The organism is Microbacterium sp. (assembly GCF_047971895.1).
GTDB lineage: Bacteria > Actinomycetota > Actinomycetes > Actinomycetales > Microbacteriaceae > Microbacterium.
In genome coordinates this window covers 1-22651 of the sequence record NZ_JBKEAF010000107.1, presented here as the reverse complement: position 1 = coordinate 22651, position 22651 = coordinate 1, and the positions used below count along the sequence as shown (strand labels likewise).

19 protein-coding genes and 1 pseudogene are annotated in these 22651 nt (G+C 68.9%); 12 read left to right on the top strand and 8 right to left on the bottom strand.

Annotation, left to right across the window (positions count from 1 at the left end):
* Nucleotide 1 precedes the first annotated feature (1 nt).
* Nucleotides 2-628 carry a copper resistance CopC family protein gene (locus ACK5IN_RS08695; RefSeq protein ID WP_416895794.1) on the bottom strand — a complete coding sequence of 209 codons (627 nt, stop codon included), beginning with the start codon at nt 626-628 and terminating at the stop codon, nt 2-4.
* Nucleotides 629-732: 104 nt separating this feature from the next.
* Between ACK5IN_RS08695 and ACK5IN_RS08690 the strand changes: the two genes are divergently transcribed.
* The 3 genes from ACK5IN_RS08690 to ACK5IN_RS08680 all read left to right on the top strand — a co-directional run bounded on the left by ACK5IN_RS08690 (nt 733) and on the right by ACK5IN_RS08680 (nt 2577).
* A complete protein-coding gene (locus ACK5IN_RS08690; protein WP_416895793.1) occupies nt 733-1239 on the top strand; it encodes an FHA domain-containing protein in 507 nt (168 codons plus the stop codon).
* Nucleotides 1239-1934 carry a MerR family transcriptional regulator gene (locus tag ACK5IN_RS08685; protein ID WP_416895792.1) on the top strand — a complete coding sequence of 232 codons (696 nt, stop codon included), beginning with the start codon at nt 1239-1241 and terminating at the stop codon, nt 1932-1934. The genes ACK5IN_RS08690 and ACK5IN_RS08685 overlap by 1 nt, the downstream gene beginning before the upstream one ends.
* A 91-nt stretch (nt 1935-2025) precedes the next feature.
* The gene (locus tag ACK5IN_RS08680; protein ID WP_416895791.1) at nt 2026-2577 is read left to right on the top strand and encodes a MerR family transcriptional regulator; all 552 of its coding nucleotides are present in this window, start codon (nt 2026-2028) and stop codon (nt 2575-2577) included.
* 13 nt (nt 2578-2590) lie between these two features.
* Here ACK5IN_RS08680 and ACK5IN_RS08675 read toward each other — a convergent pair whose 3' ends face one another.
* A complete protein-coding gene (locus ACK5IN_RS08675; protein ID WP_416895790.1) occupies nt 2591-3400 on the bottom strand; it encodes a ParA family protein in 810 nt (269 codons plus the stop codon).
* A gap of 88 nt (nt 3401-3488) precedes the next feature.
* On the opposite strand from ACK5IN_RS08675, the gene ACK5IN_RS08670 reads away from it, so the two are divergent.
* From ACK5IN_RS08670 to ACK5IN_RS08660, 3 genes are read left to right on the top strand one after another with little or no spacing between them, the layout of a single operon-like run.
* Nucleotides 3489-6896: a pyruvate carboxylase gene (locus ACK5IN_RS08670; protein ID WP_416895789.1), complete on the top strand. Its 3408-nt coding sequence runs from the start codon at nt 3489-3491 to the stop codon at nt 6894-6896.
* Nucleotides 6897-6940: 44 nt separating this feature from the next.
* The gene (locus ACK5IN_RS08665; protein ID WP_416895788.1) at nt 6941-8299 is read left to right on the top strand and encodes a MinD/ParA family ATP-binding protein; all 1359 of its coding nucleotides are present in this window, start codon (nt 6941-6943) and stop codon (nt 8297-8299) included.
* Nucleotides 8300-8301: 2 nt separating this feature from the next.
* Nucleotides 8302-8793 carry a peptide deformylase gene (locus ACK5IN_RS08660; protein WP_416895787.1) on the top strand — a complete coding sequence of 164 codons (492 nt, stop codon included), beginning with the start codon at nt 8302-8304 and terminating at the stop codon, nt 8791-8793.
* 8 nt (nt 8794-8801) lie between these two features.
* Here ACK5IN_RS08660 and ACK5IN_RS08655 read toward each other — a convergent pair whose 3' ends face one another.
* Nucleotides 8802-10652 carry an AMP-dependent synthetase/ligase gene (locus ACK5IN_RS08655; protein ID WP_416895786.1) on the bottom strand — a complete coding sequence of 617 codons (1851 nt, stop codon included), beginning with the start codon at nt 10650-10652 and terminating at the stop codon, nt 8802-8804.
* Nucleotides 10653-10764: 112 nt separating this feature from the next.
* Between ACK5IN_RS08655 and ACK5IN_RS08650 the strand changes: the two genes are divergently transcribed.
* From ACK5IN_RS08650 to ACK5IN_RS08640, 3 genes are read left to right on the top strand one after another with little or no spacing between them, the layout of a single operon-like run.
* The gene (locus tag ACK5IN_RS08650) at nt 10765-11700 is read left to right on the top strand and encodes an ROK family glucokinase (RefSeq protein ID WP_416895785.1); all 936 of its coding nucleotides are present in this window, start codon (nt 10765-10767) and stop codon (nt 11698-11700) included.
* Nucleotide 11701: 1 nt separating this feature from the next.
* A complete protein-coding gene (locus ACK5IN_RS08645) occupies nt 11702-12400 on the top strand; it encodes a lysophospholipid acyltransferase family protein (RefSeq protein ID WP_416895784.1) in 699 nt (232 codons plus the stop codon).
* A gap of 27 nt (nt 12401-12427) precedes the next feature.
* Complete coding sequence (locus tag ACK5IN_RS08640; protein ID WP_416895783.1) at nt 12428-13765, top strand: class II 3-deoxy-7-phosphoheptulonate synthase; 1338 nt, start codon at nt 12428-12430, stop codon at nt 13763-13765.
* 4 nt (nt 13766-13769) lie between these two features.
* On the opposite strand, the gene pknB is transcribed toward ACK5IN_RS08640, so the two are convergent.
* A complete protein-coding gene (pknB, locus tag ACK5IN_RS08635) occupies nt 13770-15707 on the bottom strand; it encodes a Stk1 family PASTA domain-containing Ser/Thr kinase (RefSeq protein WP_416895782.1) in 1938 nt (645 codons plus the stop codon).
* A gap of 49 nt (nt 15708-15756) precedes the next feature.
* On the bottom strand, nt 15757-16713 hold the full coding sequence (locus ACK5IN_RS08630) for a LysM peptidoglycan-binding domain-containing protein (RefSeq protein WP_416895781.1): 957 nt from the start codon (nt 16711-16713) through the stop codon (nt 15757-15759).
* 148 nt (nt 16714-16861) lie between these two features.
* Between ACK5IN_RS08630 and ACK5IN_RS08625 the strand changes: the two genes are divergently transcribed.
* Nucleotides 16862-17215, top strand: a complete 354-nt coding sequence (locus tag ACK5IN_RS08625) for an Rv2175c family DNA-binding protein (RefSeq protein WP_416895780.1) — start codon at nt 16862-16864, stop codon at nt 17213-17215.
* A 14-nt stretch (nt 17216-17229) separates the two neighbouring features.
* On the opposite strand, the gene ACK5IN_RS08620 is transcribed toward ACK5IN_RS08625, so the two are convergent.
* Nucleotides 17230-18324: a polyprenyl synthetase family protein gene (locus tag ACK5IN_RS08620; RefSeq protein ID WP_416895779.1), complete on the bottom strand. Its 1095-nt coding sequence runs from the start codon at nt 18322-18324 to the stop codon at nt 17230-17232.
* Between the two features lie 66 nt (nt 18325-18390).
* On the opposite strand from ACK5IN_RS08620, the gene ACK5IN_RS08615 reads away from it, so the two are divergent.
* Nucleotides 18391-18759, top strand: coding sequence for a DUF3040 domain-containing protein (locus ACK5IN_RS08615; RefSeq protein WP_416895778.1), 369 nt, complete (start codon nt 18391-18393; stop codon nt 18757-18759).
* Between the two features lie 909 nt (nt 18760-19668).
* Here the strand turns inward: ACK5IN_RS08615 and ACK5IN_RS08610 are convergent.
* On the bottom strand, nt 19669-21048 hold the full coding sequence (locus ACK5IN_RS08610) for an LLM class flavin-dependent oxidoreductase (protein ID WP_416895777.1): 1380 nt from the start codon (nt 21046-21048) through the stop codon (nt 19669-19671).
* A gap of 475 nt (nt 21049-21523) precedes the next feature.
* Here ACK5IN_RS08610 and ACK5IN_RS08605 point away from each other — a divergent pair, with 475 nt between their 5' ends.
* Nucleotides 21524-21985, top strand: coding sequence for a GNAT family N-acetyltransferase (locus tag ACK5IN_RS08605; RefSeq protein ID WP_416895776.1), 462 nt, complete (start codon nt 21524-21526; stop codon nt 21983-21985).
* A gap of 47 nt (nt 21986-22032) precedes the next feature.
* On the opposite strand, the pseudogene ACK5IN_RS08600 reads toward ACK5IN_RS08605, so the two are convergent.
* Nucleotides 22033-22651: pseudogene (locus ACK5IN_RS08600) on the bottom strand (IS4 family transposase); the annotation flags it as partial.

Sequence of the window (22651 nt, the reverse complement as noted above, 5' to 3'; positions counted from 1 at the left end):
CCTAGTCGCCCGCCCGCCGATCGCCGCCGGTCGCACCGGCACCGCGAGCGCGCACGACCAGCAGGTAGACGATCGCGCCGAGCACGCCGATCACGAGGACGCCGATGATCGCCCAGACGAACACGGGAACGCCTTGCTGCTCGGCCGGCGGGGCCGCGGGTACCGCGGATACGGTGGGTGTCGGCTCGGCCGTGGCGGACTGCTCCACGGTCGGCGAGGGCGATGCGGTGGGTGAGGGCGTCGCGGTGGCGACCGTGAACACGAAGGCGCCGTCGATCGGATGCCCGTCGCTGGAGACGACCTTCCAGACCACCTCGAATTCGCCCTCGACAGCGGCAGCTGCGTCCAGCGACTGGGTCACCGTGACACCCGCCACGACCGGGTCGCCCGTGCTGACGAGCGCGCCCGAAGCATCCGTCACCTCCACGACCGCGGCACCCTCGTCGGCCAGCACCTCTGCGCTGAGGGTGAGCACCACCTGCTCAGGGACCGCGGCCACGGTGGCATCCGCCCCGGGGTCGCTGCCCACGAGCTGATCGTGCGCGGCTGCCGGGGCAGCGAAGACGAAAACCGCCGCCGCGGCGAGGCCGACGGCGGCGAAGAAACCGGAGACAGATCGAAGAGACATCCCCTCTAGCCTACGCGTGCCTCGCTCCGGTCGGTCACCGCTCGAAATCGGCCCTTTCGCGTGCCGCCCGATCGGATAGTCTGTCTGGCGAGAGGAGGACGAGCGTGTCAGAAGACGACTACCGCAGGCCCGACTCCGGGGGTATCCGCCGGGAACCGGACGGGTCGAACGGACGCGAGGGGACCCACGACACCACGCAGACGTTCGGGCATGATTCGGATCTGTCGTTCGTGCCGTTCGGGCACGAGCTCAGCGACGTCGAGCTCGAGGCCATCGAGGCGCTGCCGACGGGCGCTGCCCTGCTCATCGTCCGTTCGGGCCCCACCGCCGGTGCACGGTATCTGCTCGACACCGACGTGATGACCGTCGGACGGCACCCGGAAGCCGACATCTTCTTCGACGACGTGACCGTCTCGCGCCGGCACGCAGAGGTCACCCGCCACGGCGGCACCTTCGAGATCATCGACCAGCGTTCACTCAACGGGACGTACGTGAACGGCGAGCGCGTCGATCGCGGCGTGCTCGTCAACGGGGCCGAAGTGCGGATTGGAAAGTTCCGGCTGAACTTCTTCTCGTCGCCCGCCGATCTCAGCCCGGCAGCCGCCGGATGATGACCCCCGCCACCGCCCGCGAACGCTCGTCGTCCGCGGGACTTCTGAGCATCGGTCAGGTGCTGGCGCGGCTCACGCCAGAGTTTCCCGGACTGTCGGCCTCGAAGCTGCGCTTCCTCGAGGTGCAGGGCATCGTCACGCCGTCGCGCACCGAGGCCGGCTACCGCAAGTTCGCGCACAGCGATATCGAGCGGCTTCGTCTGGCCCTGACGCTGCAGCGCGACCACTTCCTGCCGCACAGCGTGATCCGTGACTACCTCGCCGATCTCGACGCGGGACGCGACCCGTCCTCAGCAACCCCGGTGAGCCTTCCCGCCTCTATCGTCCCGGCGCCCCGGCGCTACCGTCGCGCCGAATTGCTGGCGGCGGCCGGCGCCGCGCCCCAGCTGCTCAACGACGCGGTCAGCACGGGGCTGCTCGCACCGGCCGAGACGTACACCGAGGAGACCGTCGCCCTGTTACGGGCGATGGTGGCGCTCGACCGCCACGGCATCGAGCCGCGGCACCTGCGCGGACTGCGCCAGAGCGCCGAGCGCGAAGCCGCACTCGTCGAGTCTGCGCTCTCTTCCCTGCTGCGTCGGACCGACGCGGCGTCGCGGGCGAGGGCGAGCGAACTGGCACCGGAGCTGGCGCGTCGACTCGACGACGTGCGCTCGACCTTCGTAGCCAGCGCCCTGAACCGGCTGATCGGCTGACGACACGCCGACCCGTTCGTGCGGATGTCATTGCCCGTACCTCGCGGCTGATCTAGCGTGGAGGCACCCGAATCGTTGAGGAGGACCCGACATGACAGTGGGTGAACCGGTGGGCGAGCCTTCGTTCGCGACCGAACTTCTCTTCACGGATGGACTGCCCGAGATGGACGACGAGGTCGGCTATCGCGGTGCGGTCGCCGCCCGCGCGGCGGGCATCACCTACCGCCAGCTCGACTACTGGGCGCGCACCGAGCTCGTCGAACCGACGGTGCGCGGTGCCACCGGGTCCGGTTCGCAGCGTCTTTACGGGTTCCGCGACATCCTCGTGCTCAAGCTCGTCAAGCGACTGCTCGACACGGGTATCTCGCTGCAGCAGATCCGCACCGCCGTCGAGCAGCTGCGTGCCAGCGGCATCCGCGATCTCGCCGGCACCACGCTCATGAGCGACGGGGCGTCGGTGTACCTGTGCACCTCGAACGACGAGGTGATCGACCTCGTCAGCCGCGGGCAGGGCGTCTTCGGCATCGCCGTCGGCAAGGTGCTGCGCGAGGTGGAGTCCGAGCTGGTCGACTTCGAGGTGCAGGCGCAGGCGCCAGCGGCCGTCGACGAACTGGCGGCCCGTCGCGCCGCACGCAGCGCCTGATCGCGCCCGCGGGTCACGCCGTGCGGTCGTCCGGAGCGGCGACGCGACCCGTGCGCATGATGCGATCCAACAGCGCGTCGAAGTCTGCCGCCAGCTCCTGAGCGGAGTCGCCGGGCCAGATGTGCAGGGGCTTGGCCGCGCCCTGCGCCTGCTGCAGCGATGTGCGCTCGGGCAGCTGCGGCGAGAGCACGAGCGGGCCGAACATGTCGCGCAGCTCCTTGATGCGGAACTGGTGCTCGATCGACTGTGGGCGCACGCGGTTGACGATGATGCCCAGAGGCTGCAGACGGGGCGACAGCCCGCGCCGGATCTCCTCGATCGCGCGCAGCGCACGATCGGCGGCCGCGACGGAGAAGAGCCCCGGCTCGGTCACGACGATGACGCGATCCGATGCCGCCCACGCCGTGCGCGTGAGCGCGTTCAGCGACGGCGCGCAGTCGATGAGGACTAGGTCGTAGTCGCCCTCGACGGTGGCCAGGGCCTCTTCGAGCTTCCACACGTCACGCACGCTTGGGTGCGGGCCGTCGAAGTTGATCGCCGACGGGCTGCCGATCATGACGTCGATCGTCCCGGGGTGCACCTTCGCCCAGCCGCTGGACGTGATCGCCTGCCGAACCGACTTCTCTTTGGGGTTAGCGAGCACGTCGGCCACGTTGAGCCGACCGGCGACCTGGATGTCGAGTCCGGTGGACACGTCGGACTGCGGATCGAGGTCGACCACGAGGGTGCGAACGTCCCGGGCGAACGCCGCGGAGGCGAGGCCCAGAGTCACCGTGGTCTTGCCGACACCGCCCTTGAGGGAGCTGACACTGAGTACATGCACAATCAGACACGTTACCGTCCCCTAGGCTGTGAGACACCTAAGCCCGCGTTCCCCGGTCGTGATCCGGGTGGAGCACGAGAGGTTCCGCATGTTCCAGAAGATCCTTGTCGCCAATCGTGGTGAGATCGCCATCCGCGCCTTCCGCGCCGCCTTCGAGCTCGGTGCACGTACCGTCGCGGTCTTCCCGTATGAAGATCGCGGCTCGCTGCACCGGCTGAAGGCGGACGAGGCCTACGAGATCGGTGAGCCGGGTCATCCGGTGCGTGCCTACCTCTCGGTGGACGAGATCATCCGCGTCGCGCTCGACTCCGGCGCCGATGCGATCTACCCCGGGTACGGCTTCCTGTCCGAGAACCCCGATCTCGCCGCCCGCGCGGTAGAACACGGCATCGCCTTCATCGGGCCGCCGGTGCGCGCGCTCGAGATGGCGGGAAACAAGGTGACCGCGAAGGAGCATGCGATCGCCGCCGGGGTGCCGGTGCTGCGGTCGACCGAGGCGTCCGACGACATCGACGCCCTGGTCGCGCAGGCCGATGAGATCGGCTTCCCCCTCTTCGTGAAGGCCGTTGCCGGCGGCGGCGGCCGCGGGATGCGGCGCGTGGAGGCGAAGGGCGAGCTGGCACCGGCGCTCGCCGAGGCGATGCGCGAGGCCGGCAGCGCCTTCGGCGATCCGCATATGTTCCTCGAGCAGGCCGTTCTGCGGCCGCGCCACGTCGAGGTGCAGGTGCTCGCCGACAAGACCGGCGCCACCGTCCACCTCTTCGAGCGGGACTGCTCGGTGCAGCGGCGTCACCAGAAGGTCATCGAGATCGCGCCGGCCCCGAACCTCGCAGACGACGTGCGCGATGCGCTGCACCGGTACGCGGTCGCCTTCGCCGAATCGATCGGCTACGAGAACGCGGGAACCGTGGAGTTCCTGCTCGAGACGGCCGGGGAGCGCGCAGGCGAGGTCGTGTTCATCGAGATGAACCCCCGCATCCAGGTGGAGCACACGGTCACAGAAGAGGTGACGGATGTCGACCTCGTCCTGTCGCAGATGCTGATCGCCTCGGGGGCCACGCTGGCTGACCTCGGCCTCACGCAGGACCAGATCCGGCTGCGCGGCGCGGCCCTGCAGTGCCGCATCACGACGGAGGACCCCACGCAGGGCTTCCGCCCCGACACCGGCAAGATCACGACCTACCGGTCGCCGGGCGGCGCGGGCATCCGCCTCGACGGCGGCACCACCGCTGCCGGCTCGCAGATCAGCCCGCACTTCGATTCGATGCTGTCCAAGCTGACGTGCCGCGGCCGCGATTTCCCGGCCGCGGTCACGCGTGCTCGCCGTGCCCTGGCCGAGTTCCGCATCCGCGGCGTGTCGACCAATATCCCGTTCCTGCAGGCCGTCCTCGACGACCCGGCCTTCGTCTCCGGCGACCTGTCGACGTCGTTCATCGACGAGCGCCCGGAGCTGCTGCGCGGCCGCGTGTCGAAGGACCGCGGCACCAAGGTGCTCAACTGGCTCGTCGACGTCACGGTGAACAAGCCCCACGGCGAGAATCCGGTGACCGTCGACCCGCGGCTCAAGCTGCCGCCGCTGGACCTGACCGCCTCGCCCCCCGCCGGCTCCCGGCAGCGCCTGTTGCAGCTCGGCCCGGCCGGCTTCGCCGCCGACCTGCGCGCACGCACGAGTCTGGCCGTCACCGACACCACCTTCCGGGACGCGCATCAGTCGCTGCTGGCCACACGCGTGCGCACCAAGGACCTCGTCGCCGCGGGTCCGTATCTCGCGCGTCTGGCACCCGAGCTGCTGTCGGTGGAGGCCTGGGGCGGCGCGACCTACGACGTCGCGCTGCGCTTCCTGGCCGAAGACCCGTGGGAGCGCCTGGACAAGCTGCGCCAGGCCATGCCGAACATTGCGCTGCAGATGCTGCTGCGCGGCCGCAATACTGTCGGCTACACGCCCTACCCCGCAGAGGTCACCGATGCGTTCGTACGGGAGGCGGCGGCATCCGGCATCGATATCTTCCGCATCTTCGACGCGCTCAACGACGTCTCCCAGATGCGCCCCGCGATCGACGCCGTGCTCGAGACCGGCACCGCGGTCGCCGAGGTGGCCGTGTGCTACACGGGCGATCTGCTGAACCCTGCCGAGCCGCTGTACACGCTGGACTACTACCTGCGCCTCGCCGAGCAGATCGTCGACGCCGGGGCGCACGTGCTGGCGATCAAGGACATGGCCGGGCTGCTGCGGCCGGGCGCGGCATCCACTCTCGTCCGCGCACTGCGCGAGCGCTTCGACCTGCCCGTGCACGTGCACACGCACGACACCGCCGGCGGGCAGCTCGGCACGCTCCTGGCGGCCAGTGCGGCCGGCGCCGACGCCGTCGACGCCGCCGCGGCCCCGATGTCGGGCACCACGAGCCAGCCCTCGCTGTCGGCGCTCGTCGCCGCCCTCGCGCACACCGACCGCGACACCGGGCTCGACCTGGCCGCGATCAGCGATCTGGAGCCCTACTGGGAGGCCGTGCGCCACCAGTACGCGCCGTTCGAATCGGGGCTTCCCGGGCCGACGGGTCGGGTCTATCACCACGAGATCCCGGGTGGTCAGCTGTCGAACCTGCGTCAGCAGGCCATTGCGCTCGGACTGTCGGAGGACTTCGAGCTCATCGAGGACATGTACGCGGCCGCCGACGAGATCCTCGGGCGCGTCCCGAAGGTGACGCCGTCATCGAAGGTCGTCGGCGACCTCGCCCTCTACCTCGCCGCGGTCAAGGCGGACCCCGCCGACTTCGCCGAGCACCCCGAGAAGTACGATGTGCCCGACTCGGTCATCGGCTTCATGGCCGGGGAGCTCGGCGACCTGCCCGGCGGCTGGCCCGAGCCGTTCCGCACCAAGGTGCTGGCCGGCCGGCAGGTGTCGATCGACGTCACGCCGCTGGAGGCCGCCGAGTCCGCTGCCCTGGCGGGGAAACCGGAGGAGCGTCGCGCGATGCTCAACCATCTGCTGTTCCCGGGGCCGGCCCAGCAGTTCCGCGACGCACGGGACGCATACGGCGACCTGAGCGTGCTCGATACCGCGGACTACCTGTACGGATTGGTCGCCGGGCAGGAGCACGTCGTCGAGCTCGACCGCGGTGTCCGGCTGTATGTCGGTCTGGAGGCCGTCGGCGAAGCCGACGACAAGGGGATGCGATCGGTGATGACCACGCTCAACGGCCAACTGCGGCCCGTGTTCGTTCGCGACCGCAGCATCGCCGTCGAAGCGCGCTCTGCGGAGAAGGCCGACACTTCGAAGCCCGGTCAGGTCGCTGCACCGTTCTCCGGTGTGGTCACGATCAAGTGCGAGCCGGGGCGGCAGGTCGAGGCCGGCGAGGCGATTGCCTCGATCGAGGCCATGAAGATGGAGGCGGCCATCACGGCGCCGGTCGCCGGGGTGGTCGAGCGGATCGTGATCGAGGCGACGGCGCAGGTCGAGGCCGGGGACCTTTTGGCTGTGATCGTTGCGGCGCACTAGCCTTAGTCCGTTCTGTCCCCCTTTCGCCTGTCTGGAGCCGCCGAGTGACCCCTGATCGCATTGAGCCGGAGTCGACCGATCCCGCCGAGAACGGCATCCTCGAACACGCCGGGAACATCGATGCCGCGGGGCTCGGCGTCATCGCCGGCGCTGCCGCGCACGTCGCCCATGTCGACGTATCGCTGCCCACGATCAACGATGAGGACGACGATCTGGTCGACGACGACATCGTGGGCGAGGACATCCACACCGCCGACATCGTTCTCGATGCCGAGGAGTCCGCGGTCGCCCAGGCCGACGCGGTCGACGCCGTCGCCGCGGACGCCGGTGAGAGCGACGCCGCGGTGCAGCACGCCGACCGGTCGGCCGCCGCAGCCGCGCAGCGCGTCACCTTCGCCGCTGCCGTGCCGGAGTTGACCCTCACGTCGAAGCGCCTCGGCGAGCTCGATGCCGATCGCGAGACGCCCGATCTGCTCACCGCCGACCGGCTGCTCGATCCGCATCAGGTCGTGCGCCCGGAGCCCGAGGGACTGTTCCGGCACCTGCTGTACTCGATCTCGGGCAGGCGCATCAACCTGGGCGACAGCAAGCGGGCACGGGCACGCAAGATGCTGGACCGCCGCATCGCCGCGCCGCTCCCGGGCGGCGCCCGCTTCGTCGCTGTGCTGTCGCGCAAGGGCGGTGTCGGCAAGACCACCGTCGCCGCACTGCTGGGCATGGCGCTGGCCGACGCCCGCGAAGACCGCGTGATCGCCGTGGACGCCAACCCCGACCGCGGGACGCTCGCCGAGCGCATCGCGCGCTCGAACGGCAAGACCGTCCGCGACCTCGTGCGCGCGAGCGACGACGTCCGCGGCTACAACGACATCTCCTCCATCGTCGCCCGCGACGAGACACGGCTGGACGTGCTCGCATCCGACGCGGATCCCCGCGTCTCCGAGGCCTTCAGTGACGAGGACTATCGCCAGGTGGCCGAACTGGCCGCGCACTACTACTCGATCGTGCTGACCGACACCGGAACAGGTATCGTGCACTCGGTGATGGGGGCGACGCTGGACGTCGCCGACCAGCTCGTCGTGGTCGCCGGGCTGAGCGTCGATGAGGCGCGACTGGCCAGCGAGACGCTGACCTGGCTGGAGACGAACGGGCACGCCGAGTCGGTGCGCAACGCCGTCGTCGTACTGAACCAGGCTCGTCCCGGCAACCCGGTGGTGCGCCCCGAAGAGCTCGAGGCACACTTCCGCACGCGTGTGCGTGACGTCGTGCGTGTGCCGTACGACCCCATGATCGCCGCGGGCACCGCGATGTCGTTCCGTGAACTGCGGCCGTCCACGCGAGCCGCGGTACGTGAGCTGGCGGCGAAGGTCGTCGAGGGTCTGCGCTCGCTGACCCCGGCCGCATAGCGATGGCCGTTCGTTCCATCCGCCTGTTCGGCGACCCGGTCCTGCGTTCGGCGTGCGCCCCGATCGACACCATCGACGAGGGGACGCACGCACTCGTGCGCGACCTCGTCGCCACGGTCGAGCCGCCCGGACGCGCCGGGGTCGCCGCCCCGCAGATCGGCGTGGGTCTGCGCGCCTTCAGCTACAACATCGACGGCGACATCGGCTACGTGCTCAATCCGGTGCTGGCGGAGGTGTCGGGCGAACCCACGGCGATCGGCGAAGGATGCCTCAGCGTCCCCGGCCTCTGGCACGATACCGTGCGCTACCCGCACGCGAAGGTGGTCGGCATCGACCTCGACGGCCGGCCGGTCGTGCTCGAGGGCGACGGCCTGCTCGCGCAGGCGCTGCAGCACGAGACGGACCACCTCGACGGCACGCTGTACATCGACAGGCTCACCGCCGAGGGGCGTCGTGCGGCGATGCGGCAGATCCGCGAGAGCGACTGGTTCTGACGTCCCGATCAGCTGATCGAGGTCGTCGTCGTCGACACCGGGACGCTGTAGATCGCCTCGATGTCGGCGGCGAAGTCGTCCACGATGACGTTGCGCTTGATGCTCATCTTCGGCGTGAGGTGCCCGGATGCCTCGGTCCACTCTGTGCCCAGGATCGTGAACTTGCGGATCGACTCGGCGCGAGACACATGCTTGTTCGCCTCGTCGACCGCGCGTTGCACCTCTGCGCGCACCGCCTCATTTTTCGCCGCGTCGCCGAGCGACATGTCGGTGGGCAGCCCGTTGTTGGCCAGCCACGTCGGCAGCATCTCGGGGTCGAGGGTGATCAGCGCCGCGATGAACGGCTTCTGGTCGCCGATGACGACCACCTGGCCCACGATCGGGTTGGCACGGATCGGATCCTCGAGCGCGGCGGGGGCGACGTTCTTGCCACCGGCCGTGACGATGATCTCCTTCTTGCGGCCGGTGATCGTGAGGAAGCCCTCGTCGTCAAACGTGCCCAGGTCGCCGGTCTTGAACCACTCGCCGTCGAACGTCGCCGCGGTGGCTTCGGGGTTGCGCCAGTACTCCTTGAAGACGTCGATGCCGCGCACCTCGATCTCGCCGTCCTCGGCGAGGCGCACACCGACGCCGGGCAGCACCGGCCCGACCGTGCCGATCTTCGACTTCGAGGGGATGTTGACCGTCGCGGGGGCCGTCGTCTCGGTGAGGCCGTAGCCCTCCAGGATCACGATGCCCAGGCTGTGGAAGAAGTGGCCGAGACGCTCGCCGAGCGGCGCCGATCCCGAGATCGCATAGACGACGTTGCCGCCCATGGCCTCACGCAGCTTGCCGTACACCAGCTTGTCGAACAGGGCGAACTTGATCTTGGTGCCGAAGGGGACCTTCTTGCCCTCCTGCAGCAGCTTCGAGTGCTCCACGGCCGTCCGGGCGGCCGAGCGGAAGATCTTCCCCTTGCCCCCGGCCTCGGCCTTCTGCTCTGCCGAGTTGTAGACCTTCTCGAACACCCGCGGCACGGCGAGCAGGAACGTCGGCTTGAACGTGCCGAGCGCGGGCAGCAACTGTTTGGTATCGGGCTGATGCCCGGTCTTCACGCCGGCGTGGATGTCGAGGATCGAGATGAACCGCGCGAAAACGTGTGCGGTCGTGATGAACAGCAGCGTCGACGCGCCGGGGGACTCCACGACTTCGTGCATCGCACGCGCGGCGTTACGGGTCAACTCGACGAAGTTGCTGTGCGTCAGCACGCATCCCTTCGGCCGTCCCGTGGAGCCCGAAGTGTAGATCAGGGTGGCGATGTCGTCGCCGTTCGCGATCGAACGACGACGTTCGATCTCGGCGTCGTCGACGTCCTGGCCCTGTGCGACCAGCTTGTCGAGGTCGCCGAGGTGCATGGCCCAGATCGAGCCGACGAGGGGGAGCTCGGCGCGCACCTCGTCGACGCGCGCGCTGTGGTCGGTGCTCTCTACGATGAGGGCGACGGCGCCGGAGTCCTCGAGGATCCACTGGATCTGCGCGGGCGAGCTGGTCTCGTAGATCGGGACCATGACCGCGCCCGTGTAGAACAGCGCGAAGTCGACGAGCGTCCACTGGTATGTCGTGCGGGCGATGAACCCGACTTTGTCACCCGGCTGCAGTCCGCCGGCGACGAAGCCCTTGGCGAGCGCGATCACGTCCTTCTCGAACTGCGCGGCAGACACGTCTCGCCACCCTTCACTTTCAGGGACGGCGAACAGCGCACGATCGGGGGTCGCCTTCACGCGCTCGACGAGCAGGTCGGCAACGTTCGCCGTCGGGTCGACGGGAACGATCGTCGGCACTTCGAACTGAACGGGATGGCTGGTTGCGGACGGGGTCATTTCGGCAACTCCTTCGGTACCGGCTCGGGCGCGGGTGACGCGTTCCCAGAAGTCTAACCGGCGCGATGGACCGCATCGCAGGCGCGAGTGCACAGCCGGGTAGACTTCAGCGGTGCTCACGGTCGGAATCGACATCGGCGGAACGAAGATCGCCGGAGGCGTCGTCGACCCCTCAGGCGCGATCGTCGAGAAGCTGCGCGTGCGCACGCCGCTCGATGCCCGTGAGCTCGTGGATGCGGTCGTTGACATGCTCGGCGACCTGGTTGCGCGCCACGAGGTCGGCGCCGTCGGCGTCGCTGCGGCGGGCTTCCTCTCGAAGGACCGCTCGACCGTCCACCACTCGCCGAATATCGCATGGAGCGGCGAACCGCTGCGCGACATGCTGCAGCAGCGCATCGGCCTGCCGATCACGCTCGAGAACGACGCCAACGCCGCCGGCTGGGCGGAGTACCGCTTCGGCGCAGGCGTCGGGTGCGACGACATGGTCATGCTGACGCTCGGCACAGGCGTGGGCGGCGCGGTCATCGTCGGCGGTGAGCTGCTGCGGGGCGGTCACGGTATCGCGGGTGAGCTCGGGCATACGCGGTTCATCCGCGACGGTCGTGCTTGCGGCTGCGGGCAGAGTGGATGCCTGGAGCAGTATGCGTCCGGTCGGGCCCTGCAGCGGGAGGCCGGCGAGATCGCCGATGCGGGCGGGGTCGGGGAGCCGCTGGCACAGGTGCGAGCGGCACACGGCACGCTTCCCGGACCCGAGGTGGCGCACCTCGCGACGGCGGGCGACGCGGGCGCGCTCGAGGCCGTGCGGCGGGTGGCCGCCGCACTCGGCGAGGCCTGCGGGGGGCTCCAGGCCGTGCTCGACCCACACCTGTTCGTTATCGGCGGGGGAGTGGCTACGCTCGGTGAGGTGCTGCTGCAGCCGGTGCGGCGGGCCTACGAGGCATCCCTTCCCGGGCTCGGATCGCGACCGGTCGCCGACTTCGCCATCGCTCGACTCGCCAACGACGCCGGTGTGATCGGCGTCGCCGATCTGGCAGCGAGAGGACGATGAGATGTTCTACTGGCTGATGAAGTCCGTCGTGATCGGCCCGTGGGTGAAGGCCATCTGGCGCCCGTGGATCGTCGGTCGCGCGAAGGTGCCGCACGAGGGGGCGGCGATCCTGGCCAGCAACCATCTCTCGTTCGTCGACTCGATCTTCCTGCCGCTGATGATCGATCGACCTGTGTCGTTCCTCGCCAAGAGCGACTACTTCACCGGACGCGGGATCAAGGGCTGGGCGACCCGCGTGTTCTTCAAGGCGACGGGCCAGCTGCCGATCGACCGGTCCGGCGGCAGGGCGTCCGAAGCATCCCTCAACACGGGTCTGCAGGTGCTGGGTCGCGGCGATCTGCTGGGTATCTACCCGGAGGGCACGCGCAGCCCCGACGGCAAGCTGTACCGCGGCCGCACGGGGATCGCCCGCATGGCGTTGGAGGCGCGGGTGCCGGTCATCCCGGTGGTGATGATCGACACCGACACCATGATGCCGATCGGCACGCGCATTCCGCGGGTCGTGCGCGTGGGCGTGGTGATCGGGGAGCCGCTCGACTTCTCCCGGTTCAGCGGCATGGAGGGCGACCGTTACATCCTGCGATCGGTCACGGACGAGATCATGGTGGCGCTGCAGCGTCTCGGTGAGCAGGAGTATGACGACGTCTACGCGTCGACGGTGAAGGATCGGCTGCAGAGCCGCGTCGCTGCGGACCGGTGAGGCGGCGGGCGCCGATAGACTGAGCGGATGCTTCAGCAGATCGACGTTCTGGATGCCTGGCGGTCCCTGCCCATCAAGCAGCAGCCGGTGTGGCACGACCCCGAGGAGGTCGCGGCCGTCTCTGCTGAGCTCGCGACGCTGCCGCCGCTGGTCTTCGCCGGCGAGGTCGACAATCTGCGTGACCGCCTCGCGCGCGCCGCTTCGGGTGGGGCGTTCCTGCTGCAGGGCGGTGACTGCGCCGAGACCTTCGCGGGGGCGACGGCCGATCAGATCCGCAACCGCATCAAGACAGTGCTGCAGATGGCGGTGGTGCTGACCTACGGTGCGTCACTGCCGGTCGTGAAGATGGGGCGGATGGCGGGCCAGTTCGCCAAGCCCCGTTCGTCCGACAGCGAGACGCGCGGCGACGTGACCCTGCCCGCCTACCGCGGTGACATCGTCAACGGGTACGACTTCACCGAAGGCTCGCGCCGCGCCGACCCGTCGCGGCTGCTGAAGGGCTACCACACGGCCTCGTCGACGCTGAACCTCATCCGTGCCTTCACGCAGGGTGGGTTCGCCGATCTGCGCGAGGTGCACAGCTGGAACCAGGGCTTCGCGAAGAACCCGGCGAACCAGCGCTATGAGCGTCTGGCGACCGAGATCGACCGCGCGATCAAGTTCATGGAGGCCGCGGGCGCCGACTTCGACGAGCTCAAGCGCGTCGAGTTCTACACCGGCCACGAGGGCCTGCTGATGGACTACGAGCGGCCGCTCACCCGCATCGACTCCCGCACCGAAACGCCGTACAACACCTCGGCGCACTTCCTGTGGATCGGTGAGCGCACGCGTGATCTCGACGGCGCCCACGTCGACTACTTCTCGCGCATCCGCAACCCCATCGGCGTCAAGCTCGGGCCGACCACGACGCCGGAGACGGTGCTCGCGCTCATCGACAGGCTCGACCCCGAGCGCGAGCCCGGACGGCTCACGTTCATCACGCGCATGGGCGCTGGGAAGATCCGGGATGCGCTGCCGCCGCTGCTGCAGGCGGTCAAGGATTCCGGGGCCACACCGCTATGGGTGACCGATCCGATGCACGGCAACGGCATCACGACCCCCACCGGGTACAAGACGCGGCGCTTCGACGCTGTGATCGACGAGGTGCGCGGGTTCTTCGAGGCGCACCGTGCTGTCGGCACGTTCCCCGGCGGCATCCATGTCGAGCTCACCGGAGACGACGTGACCGAGTGCCTGGGCGGCTCAGAGATGATCGACGAGGCGACCCTCGCCACCCGCTACGAGTCGCTGTGCGATCCGCGCCTGAACCACATGCAGTCGCTTGAGCTGGCATTCCTCGTCGCCGAGGAGCTCGAGAAGCGCTGACCGGCTACAGGCCGAAGCCGGTGATGCTCACGAGCGTGCCCGGGGCGAGCATCGACCCCTGCTCGGGATCGATCGACGTCACCTTGTAGATGTCCCAGAACAGTTCCGGCAGGTCGGAGTGCCCCCGCAGGCGTGCGTCGTCCAGCGTGGCGATCGCCTGCCGGATGGTCATGCCGATGACGTTCGGCACTTCGACGGGCTGAGGGCCCTTCGACACGACCAGTTGCACGGTGTCGCCGGGGCGCAGGGCGCCCTCGACGGGGACGAGACCGATGACGAGGTCCGGGGCGATGCTGTCGCTGAACTCACGCTGATCATCGGGGTTCACGTCGAGTCCTGCAGCCGTGAGCACCTCCCGGGCCGAATCGACGGTGCGTTCGGCCACACCGGGGACGGGCCCGGCAGACACCTCAAAGCTGAGGCTGTCACCCTGGTGTGCTTCGCAGCCCTCGCTGCACGAGACGGTCTCGCCGTCCAGCCTCTTGGTCAGCGTCACCCCGATGACCGTGCCCTTGTCGGCATCGGCGAACCGCTGCGCCGACGGCTCGGTCACGGTCAGCAGCAGAGCCTCGCCGGTGGCGATGCCGATGGCCTCGTCCTCGGGCAGACCGGTGAGCTGCTGCACGGTGATCGGCTGCGGCCCCTGCGATACGAACACGGTGACGGTCGCGTCCTTGTCCAGGCGTTCCCCGGAGCCCGGGTCGCTGCGCACGGCGAGCCCGGTCGCGACGTCCAGGTCGTAGACCGGTTCCTCGATCGCTCCCAAAGAATGCTCGGCCAGCAGCGCCTCGGCGTCGGCGAAGCTCTTGCCGGTGACATCCGGTACGGCCACGAGTGAGCCGGGCCCGGAGCCGAACCACCACCCCGCCCCGGCGGCACCCCCGGCGAGCAGCAGCACGATGATGAGCAACCATGCGCCCTTCACGCTGCGCCGCTTCGTGCGCTGTCGCAGTCGGGTGCCGTTGTCGACGGCCTCGACGGGCGCCGTCGGGGCCGTGATCGTTCCCGGGAGCACCTTCGTGAGCGACCCGGTGTCGGCGCCGTCGTCGAGGATCGGGGTGGCGGCGGTCGCCGCCGAGGTGACGACCGGTGTGATGTTCAGCTCGCGCTCGATCTCGCGCAGCCGGTCGAGCATGGCCTGGGCGTCGACGGGACGCTCATCCGGCACCTTCTCGGTCGCCCACAGCACGAGTTCGTCGAGCTGATCGGGCACGGCGGGATTGCGGGCACTGGGGCGGGGTACCGAGTCGGTGGCGTGCTGGAAGGCGATCTGCATCGGCTGCTCGCCCTTGTACGGCTGTTCGCCGGTGAGCATCTCGTAGAGCATGATGCCCAGCGCGTAGATGTCGCTGCGGGCATCTGCCGTGCCGCGGGTCACCAGCTCGGGGGCGAGGTAGGCGATGGTGCCGAGCAGCTGCGCACCGCTGGCCGTGTTGGCCGTCGTGGCGCGGGCGAGCCCGAAGTCGCCGATCTTGATGCGGCCGTCCTCGGCGAGCAGGATGTTCTCGGGCTTGACGTCGCGATGCACGATGCCCGCTGCATGGGCGGCGGCCAGTCCCTGCAGCGTGGCATCCATGATCGTCACCGCCTGCGGGACCGTCAGCCGGCGCGCTTCACGCAGCAGCTCGCGCAGGGTGGCCCCGGGCAGGTACTCCATCACCAGGTAGGCCATACCGGCGTCCTGGCCTTGGTCGAACACGTTGACGACGTGTGGGTTCGCCAGGCGTGCGGCCGACCGCGCCTCCTGGATGAACCGGCTCTGGAACACCGAGTCATCGGTGAGGTGGCCGTGCATCACCTTGAGTGCGACGCGGCGCTCGAGGCGCAGATCGGTGGCGACGTAGACGGTCGCCATGCCGCCGCGCGCGATGCGTGCACGAACCCGGTAGCGACCGTCGACAAGACGGCCGATCATGGGGTCGACCTGCTGGTTCGTGCTCACAATCCGAGTCTAGAGTTGCCGGGCTGAGAGCCCCGGGTGCGGCTCACCCTCAGCCGAGCGCGGCTAGCCAGGCGTAGGCGTCGCTCTCCCACCGTGCATAGCGGTCGGGGTAGGCCGAGACCTGCACGGCCTGGGCCGCCTGCGCGAACGACATCTCCTGCCAGCCGGGGACGTCGAGCAGCCCGCGCGTACGAGAGCCGTTCGGGTCGTGCGGGCCGCCGAAGAAGACGCGTGCGGCCCGGTCGGGGTCACGCACCTGGCCGGGGGTGCCCCATCCGGTGCTGGGTCGCTGCTGGAACAGCCCGAGCGAATCGCGGTCGCCCCAGTCGAGGTTGCGCAGCCACGACTCGACCATCGCGGGTCCCAGCGCGATGGCGATGCCGCGGTCGGAGACGCCCAGCTCGCGACCGACGGCGACGATGATCCGTGCGTTCTGCTGCTGTTCGGCGTCGAGGGCGGTGTGTGCTGCTGCGGCGGTCGCGCCTGCGGGCGCGGTCTTGCCGGGGATCTGCAGCGTCTGCCCGGGGTAGATGATCGAGGCGCGCGTCAGCCCGTTGGCGCCGAGCACCGCGTTGACGGTCACGCCGTGACGGGTGGCGATCGACCATACCGTGTCGCCGCGCACGATCGTGTAGGTCGACGTGGCGGGAGCGCTCGGCGGCGCGACGGCTGCGCCTTCGGGTGCGCGCAGCGTCAGCACCTGGCCGGGGTGTATGGTCGACGACCGGTCGAGCCCGTTCCACGCCAGAACGTCCGCCGGGCGCAGGCCGTGGCGGGTCGCGATGCCCCACACGGTGTCGCCCTGGCGCACGGTGTGGCTGGTGGGCGCCGCCGTCGCCGGGCCGGGGGTCGGATGCAGCGGTTGGCGGTGGCCGGACGGCTCGGCGATCGCAGGCTCCGCCGCTGCTGCGGGCGATGCGGCGCCGACGCCGAGGGCGAGTGATCCGATCAGTGCGGCCGGCAGGCCCGTCAGGGAGACGGGTCGTCGAAGAATGCGGTGTCGCACGGCGGTTTTCCCCTCATATGACCTAATGGACTCTGAAAAGGTGTCACGAAAGAGGGCTGGTGTCAACGGGTGTTGTTGATGTGACTAGTGAGAGAAAAGTGATGATGGATGCGTCGCCTCGCTGCGTGGGGAGTGAGATAGTTGCATCGTGACCGTTGGTGCTGCTTCCGATCGACCCGTGGAATGGCTGTCGCTTGCACAGCTGGCAGAGGCGCTCGGAGAGCGCCCGGGCCGGGTGCATCGGCTGCTCGACGAGAACCACCTCATCGCCTCGCGGCGCCACGGTGGGGGCCTGCAGGTGCCCGCCGTGTTCATCAGCGACGGAGTCCCTGTCGCCGCGCTGCGCGGCACGGTGTTCGTGTTGAAGGACGCCGGGTTCTCGGACGACGAGGCGATCGACTGGCTGCTCGCGCCCGAGGACACGATCGGCGTCGCCCCCATCGAGGCGCTTCGCGCCGGCCGCAAGAGCGAGGTGCGCCGGGTCGCCCAGACCCTGGCCTGACAGGAGCCGTGCGATCAGGTGTCGCGCGCGGTGGCGGCACGAGCGAGGTCGCGCAGGTCGCCGACGGACGCATGGCTCAGGCGGGCACCGGAGAGCGCCCGCTCGGCGGTGCGCACGGAGGACGTGATCATCTCCTCGACGCGTACGATGGCGCCGGAGTCGACGATGGTGCGCTGCAGCGCGGCGATCTGCGCGTCACTGAGGAACGGGTCGCCGAGCAGTTCGTCGAGGGTGCGTCGGCCGCCGGTGGGCAGGGCCGCACGGGTGAGCGCGATCAGCACGGTGCGCTTCCCTTCGCGCAGGTCGTCGCCCGCCGGCTTTCCGGTCACCGCGGCATCGCCGAACACGCCCAGCACGTCGTCGCGCAGCTGGAACGCGAGGCCGAGCGGCTCGCCGAAGTCGGCGAGCGCGGTGCGCTGCGCCTCATCGGCGCCCGCCAGGGCGGCACCGAGCAGCAGCGGCTGCTGCACGCTGTAGCGTGCGGACTTGAAGGCGGCCACGCGCAGCGCGCGGTCGGCATGCTCGGCATCGTCGGCGACGACCCAGGCCGACTCCTCGGCGACGTCGAGGAACTGGCCGACCGTCACGTCTCGGCGCATCCGGGCATAGATTTCGCGCGCAGTGGCCGCGCGCGCGCGATCGGCCTCGGCGAGCGCGTCCTCGAGGAGGTCGTCGCTCCACCCGATGAGCAGATCGCCTAGCAGGATCGCGGCCGATCGCCCGAACTGCTCTGCGTCGCCGGTCCATGCGTCCGCCCGGTGCCCCGCCTCGAACCGGCGATGCGCGGCGGGCCGGCCGCGGCGCGTGTCGGAGTTGTCGATGAGATCGTCGTGCACCAGGGCGGCGACGTGGAAGACCTCCAGCGCGGCTGCCGCCGTGACCACATCGTCCGGCACGTCGCACCGGCGGCCATCGGCCTCGGCGACGGCCGTCCAGCCGGCGGCCAGGAACCGCGCCCGCAGTCCCTTCCCGCCGCGCAGCGCGTCGATCCCGGCGCCGATGAAGGCGGCGGCCTCGGCGCCGACCCCTTCCACTTCCTCACGCCGGGCGGTGGCGAATCTACCGAGACGCTGGGAAACAGCATCCATCAGGGACGAAGAGGATGTCACGGGCCTAGCCTAGTTTCACGGGCGACGGGTAGAATCGAACCGTCTTACGAGTCAGAGGGGGACGGCATGCCACTCTCCGAACAGGAGCAGCGTCTGCTGGATGAGATGGAGCGCCATCTCATGCACAACGACGCTGACGTCGTCAGCGCGCCACGGGACGGCCGCACGATCAGCTACCGCAATGTCGTCTACGGGGCCATCACCGTGCTCGTCGGGCTCGGGCTGCTCGTTCTCGGTGTAGCGATCCCGCAGATCGTCGTCGGCGTCGTCGGCTTCGTGCTGATGATCGGCGGTGTCATGCTGGCCGTCACCCCGACTCGCGCGGCACCGCAGGCCGCGCCGAAGCCGGGCGCGCCGCAGCGTGCGCCCAAGAACTCTGCATCGTTCATGGATCGCATGAACGACCGCTGGGATCGTCGGCAGGACGGCGGCTAACCGCATACCGTTCAGTTGGCAATGCTGGATGGTGAGGGTTGTGCTGGGTTCGGGCTGGGGCCGGGTGACGTGAGCGGCGCGTTTGACGTGCCACTTGGTGTGCTTCCGCTTCACGATGCGCGGTGCCGAGCGTCGCCGTCGGACTGGGTTGAGCCGCCGCGGCAGCCGACGGAGGAAGTGCAGCCAGCCGGGACTGTCGCGCCCGTGCTGGTCAGCGGCAGCGCGATCTTTCCACCCGACCCCAGCGGCGGCTTTCCACTCGGAGCCACGAGCGGCGACTTCACCTGAGCGGCATTCTGCACCTCCTCTTCGGCGTGATTGGATTCGGTGCGATCTCCGCCGCCGCGTTCGCCCACGCCTCCTGGAGCCGATCCATTGGTGCTCGCGGCCATGCGATCGCAAGCACCGTGCTCGCGCAATTCACCTGGCTCGCGACCGCCTGCGCTCAGATCTACGCATGGAGCCCGCACCCGCTCCGCTCAAGCGCACCGCCGAAGCACGCTAGACGCACACGCGAGCGCATCCCAAGTGGCCGGTGCCAGTTTGAGGATCGCTAACAGAGCTGGGCGCGACGTCAGGGCCGGCGCGATCCAGGTCGTCCATTCCCACGTTTGTAGTTCCCCGTGACGCGCGCCATCACCTGCTGTGGGTCACCGCGCTCGACGTCCGCAAGGAATTTTGCCACCGCCGATTTCCGCAACGTCGTCGCCAGCCGACCCTCATGGCGTATCTCCACGCACTCGCCTCGCACCACGAACTCGAATCCGCTTGGTCCACGTGCCATGAGTTCGAGTATGCCGGACCCGCTCGACAACGTCTGGCGCACAAGCCGGCCGAACCAGGGTGATACGGCGGGATTACGCAACGCCGCTGTCGCGGACCGCGGCGTCTGGACCGCGTCCCGGGGTCTCACGCCGATGCGTGAGTGAACCGGAACGAGGCCCCGTGGTGGTCTTCGGGCAACCGGTCGCCGTTTCCGTGAAGCTTCTGTCGGAGCGTTCCCGGGGTGTACTCCGTCGGGTACACGCCGCGCTCGCGCAGGACCGGGATGACGAACGCGACGATGTCTTCGAAGGTGCCGGGCGTGATCGCGTAGGCGAGGTTGAATCCGTCGACGTCGGTGTCTGCCACCCATTCCTGCAATTGGTCGGCGATCTCCTCGCCGGATCCGACGATGGTCGGGCCGAGGCCGCCGATCGCGGCGTGGCGTCCGATGTCGCCGACGGTGAACTCCTGTCCGTGCTTGGCTGACTCCTGGAAGTTCGCGACGGTCGACTGGATCGCGTTGGACTTCACGTTCCCGACCGGCTCGTTCACGTCGTACGTCGATAGGTCGATACCCATCCATCCCGACATGAAGACGAGGGCGCCCTCCTCGCTCGCGTACGAAAGGAACTCGGCGTGCTTCTCCCGCGCCCTCTTCGGGGTGGCGTCAGTGATGATCGTGAGCAGCGTGTAGATGCGGGCGGAGTAGCGATCGCGCCCGGCGGCCTCGAGGGCGTCTCGAACCCGGGCGACGGTGCCCTTCAGCACTTCCTTCGTGGGGGCTGCGACGAAGATGGCTTCCGCGTTTCCGGCCGCGAAGGCGATCCCGCGCGGTGAGGCACCCGCCTGGTAGATGACAGGGGTACGCTGCGGGGACGGCTCGGAGATGTGGATGCCGGGGACGGTGAAGTGCTTGCCCTCGTGGCGGATCTCGTGCACCTTCGCCGGGTCGGTGAACACCCCCGACGACGCGTCCTTAACGACAGCGTCGTCCTCCCAGGACCCTTCCCACAGCTTGTAGAGCACTTCGAGGTACTCGTCTGCGTGGTCGTAGCGGTCGTCGTGCTCGAGCTGGTCCTCGTTGCCCATGTTGCGGGCGGCGCTAGGAAGGTACCCGGTGACGACGTTCCAGCCGATCCGGCCCTTCGTCAGATGGTCGAGGGTCGTCAGGCGTCGAGCGAACGGATACGGGTGCTCGTATGCCGTGCCGGCGGTGACGCCGAAGCCCAGGTGCTCGGTGACGAGCGCCATCGCGCTCACCAGCATCAGCGGGTCGTTCACCGGAACCTGTGCGCCGTTGCGGATCGCGGCTTCGTTGCTGTCGGCGTACACGTCGTACGTGCCCAGGACGTCGGCGATGAAGATGCCGTCGAACGTGCCGCGCTCGAGCAGCTTGGCCAGCTCCGTCCAGTACTCGAGCGTGTTGTACGTCGCCGAGCGATCACGCGGATGACGCCACAGTCCCGAGGACTGGTGAGCGACACAGTTCATGTCGAAGGCGTTGAAGCGGATCTGACGTGGCATACCGCCACTCTCCGCCCGTCCACCTTCTCGACCAAACGACCGCGCAACCTGGCGACTCGAACCGTCACACACTGCCTTACGCCGTCATTCCGCAACGCGGTTCCGTGGCCCCCGCCGCCGTGGCGAGAATCCCAGCGGGCGATTACTCGCCGCGGGCGACCAGTCAGCTGCTCCCACTCGCGTCGCGCTGGGGAGATCCGCCGCGTCCTCAAGCGCTACATCGCGCGTCAGATCCACCGGGAGCTCAGCTCAGTCTTCGCCCTCGCTCCGACAATCGGCTGATCAAGCGGACGGGGACGGCGTAGTGCCCGGAGGGAGCGGTTGATAAGCGGAGCTCGAAGCGTAGCGGAGAGCGGAGTCTGCAAATAGCGACCGGAGGGAACGTAGCGACCGGCGCCCGCTACACTCTCGCCGTCGGAGAGGGGGATTCCCCATCGTGACATCAGCTCCACCCGCCGCGTGACAGCATGGCCAGGTGACAGTGAGCATCCACCAGCAGTCAGATCCCACCGGCACAGAACGTGTGCTTCGATCACTCCCGAACTGGTTCGGCATCGAAGAAGCCATTCAGTCCTACGTGGACATGGCGACCCGCCTCGAGTCTCATATCGCCACCATCAACGGCGAGACCGTGGGCGTCGCGCTGGTCGAACGCCACTTCGCCGAGTCTGCCGAGCTCGCGCTCATCGCAGTTCACGCCGAGCACCGGACCTCTGGGATCGGACGGCGACTCGTCGAGTCGGTCGAGAAGTCAATACAGAACGATGGTTGCCGATTCTTGGAGGTCCACACAGTCGGTCCGAGCTATCAGGATGAGGGTTACGCCGCGACGCGCGCGTTCTATCAGGCGGTCGGTTTCACGCCTATGCACGAGTTCGAGAAGCTCGACTGGGACGGCCCAACACTGATCCTCATCAAGTCGCTGAGCCCAATCTAAGCCTCGATGCGCCGATCCGCGCGTCGGGCCGCGCCCGAGTGGGTCTGGCCCGTTCCGGTGGCCTTGCGCCACAGCGCGTAGGAGAAGAAGCCCCGGTCGGCGGTGAGCAGCATCCCCGGCTGGAGCCGATTGATGAGCCGCTCGGCCAGCACTGCCTCGGACTCGGCATAGGTGCCGACCTCGGCAGCGAACACCGCATGGGTACCGCACTCGGCCAACGCCACGATCCGGGCTTGCGGGAAGGCCGCCTGCTCGCCCTTGTTCACCCCCGGTCGTCCGAAGTACTCAGCGTTGACAGTCGTGTCCGCGACGTCGAGACACATGCCGTCGATCGCGACCAGCCGCCGTCCGGCCAGCCACACACCCGGCGCCTGGTCGGTCCCGATCGGTTTGGCGACCCGCTCGAACAACGCGGTCAGCGGCTCGGTACCCAGCCGAGCACGGGCTTGGAAAATCGCGGACTTGCTCGGTGGTGAGCAACTCTCGGTCCACCCAGAGGCCCACGACAGCCGATCAGTCAGCTGTGCGAGAACGTCCTCATACGAACTCGGAGTACAACGCCATCCCGATCGAGAAGCAAGCCATCACACGAGCCGGCAACGCGCGATGACGCCGCTCGGTCCGGCCCACCTCAGCGATCACCTCATCGACCAACGCCGGCGGGAG

What these genes read in the sequence shown, in the direction of transcription:
- ACK5IN_RS08670 (WP_416895789.1), top strand. Translation starts at nt 3,489, where the DNA reads ATGTTCCAGAAGATCCTTGTCGCCAATCGTGGTGAGATCGCCATCCGC.
- ACK5IN_RS08615 (WP_416895778.1), top strand. Translation starts at nt 18,391, where the DNA reads ATGCCACTCTCCGAACAGGAGCAGCGTCTGCTGGATGAGATGGAGCGC.
- ACK5IN_RS08610 (WP_416895777.1), bottom strand. Translation starts at nt 21,048, where the DNA reads ATGCCACGTCAGATCCGCTTCAACGCCTTCGACATGAACTGTGTCGCT.
- ACK5IN_RS08640 (WP_416895783.1), top strand. Translation starts at nt 12,428, where the DNA reads ATGCTTCAGCAGATCGACGTTCTGGATGCCTGGCGGTCCCTGCCCATC.
- ACK5IN_RS08680 (WP_416895791.1), top strand. Translation starts at nt 2,026, where the DNA reads ATGACAGTGGGTGAACCGGTGGGCGAGCCTTCGTTCGCGACCGAACTT.
- ACK5IN_RS08695 (WP_416895794.1), bottom strand. Translation starts at nt 628, where the DNA reads ATGTCTCTTCGATCTGTCTCCGGTTTCTTCGCCGCCGTCGGCCTCGCC.
- ACK5IN_RS08655 (WP_416895786.1), bottom strand. Translation starts at nt 10,652, where the DNA reads ATGACCCCGTCCGCAACCAGCCATCCCGTTCAGTTCGAAGTGCCGACG.
- ACK5IN_RS08660 (WP_416895787.1), top strand. Translation starts at nt 8,302, where the DNA reads ATGGCCGTTCGTTCCATCCGCCTGTTCGGCGACCCGGTCCTGCGTTCG.
- ACK5IN_RS08685 (WP_416895792.1), top strand. Translation starts at nt 1,239, where the DNA reads ATGACCCCCGCCACCGCCCGCGAACGCTCGTCGTCCGCGGGACTTCTG.
- ACK5IN_RS08645 (WP_416895784.1), top strand. Translation starts at nt 11,702, where the DNA reads ATGTTCTACTGGCTGATGAAGTCCGTCGTGATCGGCCCGTGGGTGAAG.